This is a genomic window from Pseudooceanicola sp. NS-SX8, assembly GCF_057380755.1.
On the sequence record NZ_CM170819.1, the window covers coordinates 4752396 to 4764780 of the forward strand.

8 protein-coding genes, 1 tRNA gene and 1 pseudogene are annotated in these 12385 nt (G+C 60.3%); 3 read left to right on the forward strand and 7 right to left on the reverse strand.

The window, feature by feature from the left end; translation table 11 throughout:
• Positions 1 to 87: 87 nt before the first annotated feature.
• Positions 88 to 1944: an endonuclease NucS domain-containing protein gene (locus AC2IR1_RS21850; protein ID WP_486474083.1), complete on the forward strand. Its 1857-nt coding sequence runs from the start codon at positions 88 to 90 to the stop codon at positions 1942 to 1944.
• 343 nt (positions 1945 to 2287) lie between these two features.
• On the opposite strand, the gene AC2IR1_RS21855 is transcribed toward AC2IR1_RS21850, so the two are convergent.
• Genes AC2IR1_RS21855 through dcm form a run of 3 tightly spaced genes read right to left on the reverse strand, consistent with a single transcriptional unit; the run spans position 2288 to position 5272 of the window.
• Complete coding sequence (locus AC2IR1_RS21855; RefSeq protein WP_486474084.1) at positions 2288 to 3532, reverse strand: type II restriction endonuclease; 1245 nt, start codon at positions 3530 to 3532, stop codon at positions 2288 to 2290.
• Between the two features lie 50 nt (positions 3533 to 3582).
• A complete protein-coding gene (locus AC2IR1_RS21860) occupies positions 3583 to 4053 on the reverse strand; it encodes a very short patch repair endonuclease (protein WP_486474085.1) in 471 nt (156 codons plus the stop codon).
• A complete protein-coding gene (gene dcm / locus AC2IR1_RS21865) occupies positions 4046 to 5272 on the reverse strand; it encodes a DNA (cytosine-5-)-methyltransferase (protein ID WP_486474086.1) in 1227 nt (408 codons plus the stop codon). Before dcm ends, AC2IR1_RS21860 begins: the two co-directional genes overlap by 8 nt.
• A 351-nt stretch (positions 5273 to 5623) precedes the next feature.
• On the opposite strand from dcm, the pseudogene AC2IR1_RS21870 reads away from it, so the two are divergent.
• Positions 5624 to 5815 (forward strand): annotated as a pseudogene (locus AC2IR1_RS21870) (transposase); the annotation flags it as partial.
• A 132-nt stretch (positions 5816 to 5947) separates the two neighbouring features.
• Here the strand turns inward: AC2IR1_RS21870 and AC2IR1_RS21875 are convergent.
• The 4 genes from AC2IR1_RS21875 to AC2IR1_RS21890 all read right to left on the reverse strand — a co-directional run bounded on the left by AC2IR1_RS21875 (position 5948) and on the right by AC2IR1_RS21890 (position 9666).
• The gene (locus AC2IR1_RS21875; protein ID WP_486474087.1) at positions 5948 to 7504 is read right to left on the reverse strand and encodes a relaxase family protein; all 1557 of its coding nucleotides are present in this window, start codon (positions 7502 to 7504) and stop codon (positions 5948 to 5950) included.
• Positions 7501 to 7845, reverse strand: coding sequence for a MobC family plasmid mobilization relaxosome protein (locus AC2IR1_RS21880; RefSeq protein WP_486474088.1), 345 nt, complete (start codon positions 7843 to 7845; stop codon positions 7501 to 7503). The genes AC2IR1_RS21875 and AC2IR1_RS21880 overlap by 4 nt, the downstream gene beginning before the upstream one ends.
• A gap of 173 nt (positions 7846 to 8018) precedes the next feature.
• Entirely contained in the window at positions 8019 to 9287 is a 1269-nt protein-coding gene (locus AC2IR1_RS21885; protein WP_486474089.1) for a helix-turn-helix domain-containing protein, read from the reverse strand.
• Between the two features lie 302 nt (positions 9288 to 9589).
• A tRNA-Arg gene (locus tag AC2IR1_RS21890) sits at positions 9590 to 9666 on the reverse strand.
• Between the two features lie 232 nt (positions 9667 to 9898).
• Here AC2IR1_RS21890 and AC2IR1_RS21895 point away from each other — a divergent pair.
• Positions 9899 to 12262 (forward strand): methyl-accepting chemotaxis protein, encoded by a 2364-nt coding sequence (locus AC2IR1_RS21895; RefSeq protein WP_486474090.1) that lies wholly within the window; start codon positions 9899 to 9901, stop codon positions 12260 to 12262.
• Positions 12263 to 12385: the final 123 nt, after the last annotated feature.

A 12385-nucleotide genomic window follows, 5' to 3' on the forward strand; every position in this document is an offset into this window, starting at 1 on the left:
AATGTGGCAGTTTTGAGCTTACCGGGGGCGCGACGCTCACCCTTTTTGACAACATTGGCTCGCGACAAGAGTGATAAATAGTCCAACATGAACAAGCCAAAGTACACTGAAGCGACTATCCGCAATCATATCGCTGCCCATCTCGACATGGTTGAACGAGGCTTGTTGCTGGTCGACATCGAATCTTATCTTCCGAACCAGCAGGGCGCTTCGGGCTTCCTCGACATCTTTGCGCGTGACGCGGCTGGCAAGCTCGTGATCATAGAGATTAAGCGGACCGACGCGGCAGCGCGCGAAGCGATCCAAGAGCTCTACAAATATGTGCCACTTCTGCGCGAGAAATTCTTAGTAAAAAACACTGATATCCGCCTTATTCTGCTATCTGTGGAGTGGCACGAACTCGGTACGCCCTATGCCGAGTTTGCCGCATCAGCTCCATTCGAGGTGACCGCCGGCGCGATCACTCTCGATGTGGACGGCATACCGTACGAGATCGAGCCCATGACGCAGGCCGCGCTCTCAAGCGAGCGTAAGATCGGGGTCCGACATTTTCGCTGGGGTTTTCCGGACGAAGCGACTGCTGCCAAGGCGGTAGCGGTTATTGCGCAGCGGGTGCAACGTTTCGGCCTCACCGATTTCGTGCTTATCCAGAGCCGCGCAACCAAGCCGGTCTTGGGCGGCCGCTCCTTTCTCTATTTCGCACAACGCGAGTTGCACTTCGAAGAGTATATGGCGCTGATCGAAGCCAGTTTCGACGAAGGCCAGCTCGAGGAATTCCGCGAGCACATTGCCGATCTCACCGAACTTGAAGATCGAGTAGCCGAGGCATCTGATGCAGTGTGGCACCTCCACGGCGGGGTGCCCTATCGCCACATCGGCGCCGACAACGCTGAAATCGCTCATCCTGAAAAGGGCGCTAGATGGTTTCAGGATGGCGCACAGGAAGATATCGTCGTCCATCGCTTCGGTCGGTTCGTCGATCCTTGGCTCGAGGACCAGACCATCATCGATGAAATTCGCGGTGAAGGCGGCGAATCTGATGTCCGACTGCGCTATTCAGCACATACGGATTCGCCGCCGCAGATGGCGGCGCTACGTCAGAGGATTGAGAATATCTTCTTCTACAACGAAGAGTGGCTCGGCGCCGTCACACAGCTCATTCGGTATGCCGAACGCAAGGGGGGACCTGTACGCATCACTCTCGTTGCCTACAGCCTGGAGGATATCCCGCGCACGATCGCTGCTTCCGCGTTTGGTTTTCCCGGCTATGTCCCGACTTTTAGGCTCGACATTGAGCACGATGGCGCAGTCGAGCGCTTCATTGGTTTGCCCGAATGGGATGGATCGCCTCCAGACTTCAACAAATTGATCGCCGATCATTTCTCAGGTAACAGCTTTTCCTATTTTCTCGCCTGCCACCTCGGCGAAAATAGGTCGATGAACCACGATATTATGACTGATTTGGGCATGCGGTACGCGGTGTTTCGTGAGAGCGAGTGTGGTCTCGAACGAGTCCGTGTCCAGGGGGCATCGATAATTCCAGTGAAAGGTGCCGTTCGTTCGATAAACCTTATGATCCATGAGCACCAAGAAGAGGTCGGTAAGCTCGTTGAGATTTTCATGACCACCGATCAGGGTTTTGCTGAAACGATCCGGGCCTTCCTCAATAGCGACCATAATATTGCCGAGCGGCAGCTTGCAAACATGCTCGAGAATGAAACCCCTCCTGCCGAAGAAGTGTATTGGTGTGGCGACATCACCGATTGCGATCTTTGCGGTCAGCCCTTCGCGCCGATGCATTTCATGATCGACGCCATCTTCCGGGGTGGTGTGGGCGCCAATGTCTGCGCGCTATGCTTCCTAAAGGAGGGGGCTGGCATGGGCACCGGGCGCGGTCAAATCTACCAGGCAGACGAGAAAGGCTGGCGACACATTGCGGGCTGATTGACCGCCGCGTTTGCCGCAAAGCTGACCTTGATGGCGTTCGCAGCGAATGTCTTCTCGCCGCCCCTAGCGCCAGGGTGGCCCCCTTGGCACTTCGAACACGTTTGGCCATTTCGGTCATTCGTCAGGCTGGGCGCGACTGCGGCGCAGCTTCCCGATACCAGATACAGTGCATGGTGCAGCATGGACTGACAGCCCAAAGTCAGCAGTGCGGAAGAACTCGCCATTCACCGTACGCGCTCGATTTGTGCTGCGGTCGCGACGGGCCCGAAAGCAGGGGCAACTTCGGCCAGTTGCATCCGCGCATATCGAGACGAAGGGAGAATGGATCCGACGGCTGAACTTATTCCCACTTCGCCTGCTTTGCCCTGACCTCGCTGACAAAATTCTTCACATCCATGAGCCATTCTTGCTGCATGCGAGTGAAGGAGCTGAAGATCGGATTTGGCACCACGAGTTGCAGGCGTTCGGTCTGCATTTCAGCGGTTTGCGTTTCTGATATGCTTGGCTGAAGCGTTATCAGGTGCTTTTCGGTGATTCGGTTTGCTTCTGCCAATACCTGCCGCCACCGGTCCTTGCAGCTTGTCTTGGCAGCAAGCATTGTCAGAATTTCGGGATCAGTGGTGTCATCATGATACTCAGCTTCACCCGGAAACAGAAAATCCGGACCATTACGTTTTTCGGTGGTTGCCTCTCGCTTATGCCTGATGTCGTGGGCTTGGAGGATGGTTTCAATGTGATGACCAAACGCCCATCCGGCCCGGGATTTCCTTCGGTTCTGGACGCCGAGTGAAAACTTGAGGAAGCCGTCAACATCGACTTCTGAGCCATCAGCAAAGCCTTTTCGCAGGCGGTCGGCAACTATGTGGCGTTCAAGATGCCGAAACAGAACCTCTTCGTGGTCCATCCATTCCGTGAGTGCGCGGTCTGGATCGTCGAGTGGGTGAGGTGCATCCGCAGTATCGCGCGCAAATTGCGAGAACTCGGCTGTGCGGGGAAAGCCCAGACCAAAGCGGTCGATGAGAAGCTCCAGGGCATCTGGTTCTGGTTCCTCCGGTTCTATTCCCAAACCTTCTAGAATTGCTCTCGCAGCGAAGCCGAGGCGAATGCTCTCTTCCGGGGCGAAAACCTTCGCGTTCGCGCGCGTTCCGACGAGGTCGAGACCAAAAAGCCAGAGCAGCTGATGTGCAATCGTTGTGTCGGCCGGGCACAGAATAAGAAGCAGGGAGTCATCATGCTTCTGTCTGGCGACGAGAAGGAGATCGCCGGCGTGCGCCTGATGCACAACCGCTTCAGATTCTGCGGCATAGTAAAGATGAAACTCAGCGGAGCGGGTAGGATTATTCCTGCGAACGTCACTCCAAGTGCAGAACGCTTCCACCGTCAGAGGTTCTTCGTCGTCTTCTCCTGTCAGCCAGAAGAAGGTTGCGTGATAGGTCTTCTTTTCGGCTGGCGTACCCAGGAAAGTACGAAATCCGCTGACGCCTTGGAATTCATGCTGATTTGATCGTGCCTTGTTGACCTCAACCTCAGTCAGATACTTGGCGCCGGCGCCTTCGAAGTGGTCTGCCAGTATTCCGAACTTCATGCCATCCCCTCAATTGCATGCTCGTCGCTGACGAGCAATTCAGGGCAGCTTCAGGTGTCTGCACCTGCTCTTTCGCCCTCGAGCGTTAGCTCTGCAGCGTCAGAACATATCCATGCGGCCAGTGAGTCAATGATCGCGTCCAGGGACAGCCTGCCGCGCCCTTTCAGCGCACATTCCCAGACTATTGCCACACGCCAGCCTGCCTCGAGGAGCGCGGCACTGTTGCGCGCATCCCGATCAGCATTCCCTAAGATTTTTTCACGCCAAAACGCCTGCCTTGTGGAAGGCCAGTGAAACAGCGCACAGTCGTGACCATGCCAGAAGCAGCCATTCACAAAGATCACTGCATGATATTTCGGCAAAACAAGGTCAGGTTTCCCGGGCAGGCTGCGGTTGTGCAGCCCATAGCGATACCCACGGGCATGCAGCCCACGGCGGATCTGCATCTCGGGTCTGGTGTCCCTGTGCCGGATCGCCGCCATGTTGCGGCTCCGGGTGCTTTTGTCGTGAACGTCAGCCAACTTTCCTGAAATTCTCGGCGTCGATAAGAGCCAGGATATGCGGCGCCATGGTCCTCGCGACTTCGGCGAAGACAGGCACAGCCACCGAGTTACCAAACTGTCTGTATGCCTGAGTATCTGACACAGGAATTTTGAAGTCGTCGGGATAGCCCATCAGGCGTGCGCACTCGCGCGGCGTAAGCCGGCGGGGGTTGTTTCCTTCGCCGCGGCTGACGAGGATTTCGGAACCATCTTTGTAATACCGGGCAGAAAGTGTGCGGGAGATACTGTCACCATCAACCATGCCAAAGCCGAACCCGTTCCCCTTGGCTTTGTGCTTTTTGGCGTAGTTCTGCAGATAGGCCCAGAGCTTGTCGGTCAGAGTATATTTGTCGCTGACCATGGCATCCGGCCCGACGGTGAAGTGCCCCTCTGGCTCCTCTGTGCCGTTTTCTGGATGCAGAATGTTCCGCATGCGTTTCGCCCCGTACGACGGGAGATGCATATCATCAAAACTGAAGCCGGTTTCCTCCCGAAAGCCAACCATTACAATCCGTTCACGGTGCTGGGGAACGAAATGCCCTGCATCGATGATCCGGGTGTCAAGGGTGTAGCCCAGCTCTTCTGTAAGCTTACGGCGTATCACGTCAAATGTACGACCTTTGTCGTGGCTTTTCAGGTTCTTCACGTTCTCCAGCAGGAACGCGGCTGGCCGGTGATGCTGGAGGATCCGCAGGACGTCGAAGAACAGCGTTCCCTGCGTTTCATCCTCGAAGCCATGCTTGCGGCCGAGGGCGTTCTTCTTCGATACACCGGCAATGGAGAACGGCTGGCAGGGGAACCCTGCGACCAGCACATCATGGTCGGGAATATCACCTGCATCGACTTCCCGAATGTCTCCCTCTGGCAGGCGGTTGTCAGGAAAGTTCGCCATGTAGGTTTTCTGTGAGTACTTGTCCCATTCGGACGTGAAGACACAGTGGCCGCCGACGCTTTCCATCGCGCGCCGGAGCCCGCCAATCCCGGCGAAGAGATCTATGAATTTGAAGGTCTTCCCGGGGACAGCATCATTGCGCCGCTTCTCAATTTCCATTTTCAGCAGGCGGACAACGCTCTCACGGGGGATTTCTTCTCCACGTTTCCAGCGATAGATGTGGCCTTCCGAATAGCCAAGAACACGCGCCGCCTCAGGTACGGTGTATCCGGCCTGCGCCAGAAGCGTGGAGAAGTCAGCCTGCATTTTTCGCTCATCCATCTGGGAATTTTTTTGACACATTGTCTGAGTGTGTCACGAAATTCAAGAACAAAAGGTGCATCTTCCAAGTTGACCAAGAAAAGTCATAGCCGGCTCACCCAGCCCGCCTCAACGAGTTTCAACACCTCACCTGTACCCGGACGCATCGGGCGCGGGCTGGCACCAGACCTATCGCGTATACGGTTAAGGACTGCTACATCCTGTCAGCGCATCGCTGTAATTGATGAGCCGCGCAGCGAACGCTCGGTTCCCGCCCATGCAGTTGAAAACTGTCTTTGTTGCGGAGCGGCAAGTCTTTCGTTTCACTCAACTTTGAGGGGATGGGCGGATTTCGCGATGATGGGCAGGCAGGAAGCACCGGCGCAGCTGTTTTACGACTTCGATCTGGAGCGGCACGCCCCAGCCAATCACATGCAGTGAGAGATCGATCTGTTCTTTGACGGTGACAGCTTTCGGGATGCGCTGCGCCCATTCTACAGCCACCTCGTCCGCCCCTCCATCGATCCCGAGTTAATCACTCGGATGCTGGGTCATGGCTGAGCACCTAAGCACCTAAGCACCTAAGCACCTAAGCACCTAAGCACCTAAGCACCTAAGCACCTAAGCACCTAAGCACCTAAGCACCTAAGCACCTAAGCACCTAGAATTGTGCTTCCCCCATCAAAGCGACAAGCCCTTCCCGCGTCGGGGGCGGTCGGAGCCCGATCGGCTCATGGTCTCCGGGACAGCCCCCTGAACTCGGCCCGCAAGAGCAGCAGCTCCTGCTCCAGCTTGCTCAATCGCTCGTCCAAGGAGATCGGCAAAGCGCTCCCGAAGTGCTGCAGATCTTCGGCCACAGAGGCGAGCGAGCGTTCCAAGTCGGTCGAGACGGCTTCTGCGTCCTTCGATATGCCCACCAACTCCTCGACGTACTTCAGCAATTCTTGCTCCAAAGGGGTCAGGCTGTTCATTGATCAGGGCCTCCAACTGGATGGGTATGCGGGCGCTGGCAACGCCCACGCTCTCGACGGCGCTACGCTTCTGCGCGAAAGGAGCGGCGCTGGCCGGGGGCTCCGAAGAATTGGACGCGGCACCGGGCTCAGGGGCGTCGACGATCCCTTCCCCCTCCCCTTCCGGCGAGTGCAGAAGGTCGCCTTCGGATTGATCCATCCGGGGCGAAGTCTGAAGACCCCGCGATGCAGTGTCCCCGGCCTTATCAGGGCCCGGCACCTCCACAGTCTCCTCCATGTCGCGGATGCGCCGTCCGTACCGCTCTCGGTTCGAGACAGCTCGCCGTTCGATGACCGAAGACAGATTCTGGCGCAGCGCAGCCACCTCTTCGCGACTCCTGGAGGCACCACCTGCCGGAGCAGATCCGTCGGCATGCGCCCCTGTCCCGAAATATTCCTCGGCGGTCCAGTCCTCGTGAAAGATCCGGTCCTCGAAACGATAGACCTCGCGGCTGTCTTTGGCCCCGACCCTGCGCAGGGTGATCCTCGTTGCAGGGCGCGACACCTTGCCGGCAGCGAGCTGCCTTTCCCGTCGCTCCCTCTGACGGTCGCTCTGCGGCTTGATCTCCAACCCGTACCGCCCAAGCCCGGCCAGGGCTGTCAGAACGTCATGGTGCGAACGGATCGTCCCCGCCTTGATCTCATCGAGCACGAAGGACTTGATCACCGCCTTCACCTCTGCCCGTTCGCCCTTCTCGATCACGGGACGCAGGTCCCTGCGGCGTGCGGGATCCCTCGGGTCGGCCCAACCCTTTCGTGCGTTCCAGTAGTCCCGGAATGCATTGAAGTAGCGCTCGGAGCCCGGAGGCGCCGGGTTGAAGGCGCGCCCCTGATGCAGCTCCGTCCTGGGGATGAGGAAGTGCAGCTCCACATTCCCCGCGTGCGTGCGGCGCACCCAGAGAATGTCCCGCTGATCCTCTTCGAGCCCCGCGAAGGCGGCCTCCTCGAAGCCGGCCCGCACCTCGGCCTGCTCGGTATCACTTGGCACATCGGAGGCGGCAAAGGCGATGACACCAGAGGTATAGCGCCATTTTCGCGGACTGGAGTCGATCAGCTGACGGGTGCGCTCCGGCTCTCCCCCAAGCACCTCGGGCAAGACGGCGCGGCGAACACGCTGCCCCGGCAGCGGGCGCCGATCCGCGTCGAAAGCGTTCACCTCGGCGGCGATCAGATACCCGACTGCCGAACCACCGTCCCCATCCCCGTGCGCGAAAAAGCGGATGATCATCGCCGATGCTCCCCCAGAACCGCGCGCAGGGTGCGGTCGATGGCAACCAGCTGCGCCAGCAGATGCAGCCTGTCGACCGGCTGCCCGATCCGGTTCGCCGCATTCAGCGCGCGGGCGATCTGGTTCAGGTTGTTCCCCGCCCGTGCGACCTGGACCAGCAGCTGATGATCGACCGGCGGAGGCGCGCGACGGCGACCGGAAGGCGCGCCATCCAGAGCCTGGCGGAGGTAATCCGACAGCGGCAATTGGTGCGCCGCCGCCTTCGCCTTCCATCGCGCACGATCCCCCTCCGAGCAGCGTACATGCAGCGAGCACATCGAATCCGTCGTTCTCTGTCTCATGCGCCTCCCCTTTTTTTCGATAGCGGGGTTGGGGTCGAGGGGAAGGGTATCCCTTCCCTCGCAAGGTGCGTTGGCGTAGCCAAAAGCGTAACCTTGCTTCCGGCACGCCGCGCAGGAGTAGTCTACGTTAGCCCAAAGTAGCCTACGGCAGGAGATGCTCTTCATAACGGCTTTCACCTCTGGCCAAGGGCTGGGAATGATCGACGCTCTGCGACCATCACTCCCTCCCCAGCCCATCCGGAAACGCCCCCAGTTCCCTCCGGGAGCCGCCGCTGGCGGCTGCGAAGCGGTGGCTCGCCTGCTGTGTGGAAGGCGATCTCACCACCACTCCGCGGCGCCTGACCGGAGGCGTCGGACGTCTTACCGCCGGCGTGCAATTGACGCCGCAAGCCTTGGAGCTCTCCGACCAAACCGTGAAGTGCGGAACCACGCGCAGCGGTGTTGCGCGCCAGGCCCAGGAACGCGCGGCGAAGGTCATCGACCTGATGCACACTGCCGACCCGCTCTGCATTTCGATCTGCGACGAGAAGACAGATGGCCGCCTTCTCCGGACCGAGGCAGTCGACCTGCCGCTGCCAGAGACCAACCGGGATGCCCCGTACCTGCGCCCAATCCTTTGCCGCGGCGGGGATCGTGCGCCAATCCGGCGGCGCACCGGGGGGCGCGTACTGTCGAACCGCATCTTCGAAGCCTGGGCTTGCGAGAATGCAGAACTGCGCCGGGGTCAGCCGGGGTTCGGGCTGCCCGCTGCTACTTCTTTTTGAGTTTGTTTTTCTACCTTCCCTGGGTGCGACATCCGCGTCGCACCGGTCGGACATTTCCACTGCCACAGACGCGTCGGTGAACGTCTCGATCAACGCCTCCAGCGCGTCGGCGATCTCCTTCAGCCGCGCATAGCGCCAGATGCGGGAGGGGCGGCGAGATGGCAGGATCACCTCCGCGGCCTCTTCGGCGGAAGCGTCTCCGGAGGTTCGGACCCGCTCCAACAGCTTGGGGATATGAAGGCGCAGGCGCTTGGCCTCTTCCTTCTCGAAGCAAACCTTCCGCGCGGCGGCCTCGATCTCGCGGGCCCGATCCACGAGCGGGGCGAGGTTGATGCCGAAAGCGTAGCGGATGACGTTTTCCGACCTGACGCCGTATCGGCGGCACCGTGCTGCGCTGGATTTCACGATGAAGCCCAGCTCCGCCAAGCGCGCCTCGGCCCGGGCAATCTGGCGCGGGTCCGCCTCCAGCTGCGATGCGGTTTCCGAGACCGAGGGCCACAAGGCGCAGATCCTGCCTGCGGCATAATCCTGATCCTGTGTTCGGGAGATCGCAAAGCGCAGGTACTTCAGCATCGTATCGGTCAGGCCGAAGTGCTTCGCCGCCTTGAGCAGGAGGCCGTAGAGGTCCCAGCGGGTCATCCCGTCCGGCAGACCGCGGTGCGTCAACACATGCGTCATGCGAACCTCCCATCGGGACAGTCGGCCCGCAGGATTTTCGTTGTGACAGGGCGGCTCGATGCGCTATACTTGGGGAAGCAGACTTTCGTGCCTGCTTTTGAATTTGCCTCGGTTTCGGTTGCCGCCGGACCGAGGTTTTTCTTTGCCCATCTCCCAGCTGAATCAGAGCCAGCCCGGTCCGATTGTACCGTTTTTGTACGGGATGCTCCCGATCCAGGGCCGAAAACCGCCGGAAAATCCTGCAAGAAGCTGCAGGATGCGCGCATCCAAGGCGCGCAAGTGTTTGATATAAAGATGAAAAGTGGTGACCCCGACAGGATTCGAACCTGTAACCTGCCCCTTAGGAGGGGGCTGCTCTATCCAGTTGAGCCACGGGGCCGCCAAGCCCCTCTTAGCCGCTTGCGGCGGGGTTGTCATGACCCGATTCGCGCGCCGATGCCGCGGCTGCCGATAGAAAACGAGGACAACTCGAAAGATGCAGAGCGGGCTTAAGCTGTCCTTAAAGTCGCGATGCCATAGCTTCTGTCGATTTCCCGAAGCCGGGCCTGTCGGACACGACCTGTCTCTGCCTGCTCGCTTGACGGACAACCGAGATCACAGAGGTTGACGACATGACCGCATTTGACCGCTTCGGCCCTGGAAGCCCCGCAAAAGGGCCTTCCTTCTCGATCCTGGGGAACCTTCGACTTTCGCTGAAGCTGCCCCTGATCCTGACGGTCTTCGGCCTTATCGTCGCCAGCGTGCTGACCTTCACCGCCTACCGCGATTCCCGTCGGATCGTCGAAGAGCAGCTGGAACAGACCTTCCTGATCGCGGCGCACAGCCGGGCGCGCCAGGTCGAAAGGCTGCTGCAGGAGACCGAGAGCCTTCTGGTGGCGATGTCGCACAACCCGACGGTCAATGCCTCGATGAACTCCTTCATGTTGGCCTGGTCGGCCATGCTGAACGGGCCGACCTTCCAACTGCAGAAATCCTACATCCATGACAGCCCCTTCGAGAGAGGCAGCCGGCAGAACCTGAACGAGGCCCCGGATGGGCGTCAGTACGACCTCGTCCATGCGAAATACCACCCCTACCTGCGGGAGTTCGCGCAGGCCCGCGGCCTGCAGGACCTCTACCTGATCGACCAGGAGGGGAACGTCATCTACTCGGTCAACAAGGAAAGCGATTTCGCAACCAACATCGAGACCGGCCCCTATAGCGACGCGGGACTTGCCGCCGCTTTCCGCGAAGCGATGAGCGGTGATGGCGAGGGGACCGGTTTCAGCGATTTCGCCGCCTATGCCCCCGCCAACGGCGATCCCGCCAGTTTCGTCGCACGGGCGGTAATGGGGCGGAACGGCAAGCCGATGGGCGTTCTGGTCTTCAACCTGCCCGCCTCGCGCATCAACATCCTCATGAACGATGCCCAGGGCCTTGGCGAAACGGGGGAGGCCTATCTGGTTGGCACCGACCGAGTGCTGCGCAGCAATTCCCGCTTCGCGGATGGCCCCAGGATGCTGGAGCAGGTGCCGGAAAACGACCGCCTGCGTGAGACCGTGGTCAGCGGTCAGGAAGAGATCATCAGCGGGATCGGCCTGCGGGGAACCGAAGTCGACATGCTGGGCGCCCTGCTGACCTACCATGATGCGACCTGGGCGGTTCTGGTCGAGCAATCGAGGGACGAACTGCATGCACCGGTGACGAAGTTGCGCAACCAGCTGCTGATGCAGGCTGGCGGGCTGATGCTGGTCCTGACGCTGATCGGTCTGCTGATTGCCAAGTCGATTTCCCGCCCATTCGAACGTATCGGCCAGTCGATCGCCCGCGTGGCAGACGGCGATCTGGCAACCGAAATCCCGATGACGGAACGCCGAGACGACGTGGGCGACCTTGCCACCCACCTCGAAAACCTGAGAGGCAAGCTGTCCGGGGCCGCTGACCTGCGCAAACGGCAGGAACGACAGGCCCAGGAGCAGCATGCCGTGGTCGAGCATCTGACCGGCGCCATTGCGCAGCTGGCAGAAGGCAACCTGACGGCGGTCATCCAGCAGGAGTTCGCGCAGGACTACGAGGGGCTGCGCCACGGGTTCAACGCGGCCATGCTGAAGCTGAACGAGTCGATTTCCGGGCTGGTCAACTCCTCCAGGGAGATCGACGGTTCCGCGCATGATGTGGAAAATGCTTCCAACGACCTGAGCCAGCGCGCAATTGAACAGGCCGCAAACCTGGAGCAGACAGCCGCAGCCATCACCCAGCTGTCCGCCTCGGTCCGGTCGACCGCCGACAGCGCGGGGGAGGCCGACAACATCATGAACCGCGCCAAGGAAGGTGCACAGAAGAGCGGACAGGTGGTGACGCAGGCCATGGTCGCCATGGACAAGATCGCAGGGTCGTCCCAGAAGATCACCCAGGTTACCTCGGTGATCGAGGATCTCGCCTTCCAGACAAACCTGCTTGCCCTGAACGCGGGGGTCGAGGCCGCCCGTGCCGGGGAAGCCGGGCGCGGATTTGCCGTGGTCGCCTCCGAGGTGCGCGCCCTGGCGCAGCGCAGCTCCGAGGCCGCGAAGGAGATCAACCTGCTGATCCAGGAAGCCGCGGAGAATGTCACCGGCGGCGTGGAAATGGTCGAACGGGCCGGCAACAGCTTCGAAGCGCTCATCGGTGAATTCGACAAGGTTTCCGCCTCCGTCTCCTCCATCGCGGCGGCGGCCCGCGAACAGTCAGTCGGCCTGGAAGAAATCAATACCGCGGTCGACCAGCTGGATCAGGTCACTCAGAAGAACGCGGCGGTCGCCTCCTCCGTGCATGGCACCGGCAAGCTGATGGTCGGGGAAGCGGCGAAGCTGAACCAGATCGCGGCGAGCTTCCGCGTCGACGACCGGCAAGTGCGACGCGCCATTCAGGAGCCGGTACAGCCGGTCGCCCAGGTGCGCGCTGTCGCCAACGCGCCGGCGCCCTCGGCCCACAGCGACGACGAATGGGCAGAATTCTGATCCCGCATGCGGCATGCGAGGATGCCTTTCGGAGGGGGCGACCCTCGCCAAAGTGAGGAGGCCGTTCAACGGAGCGGCAAACAGGCGGCAATTTTCGGGCCTTGGACGTTTCCCGCCCCGGAA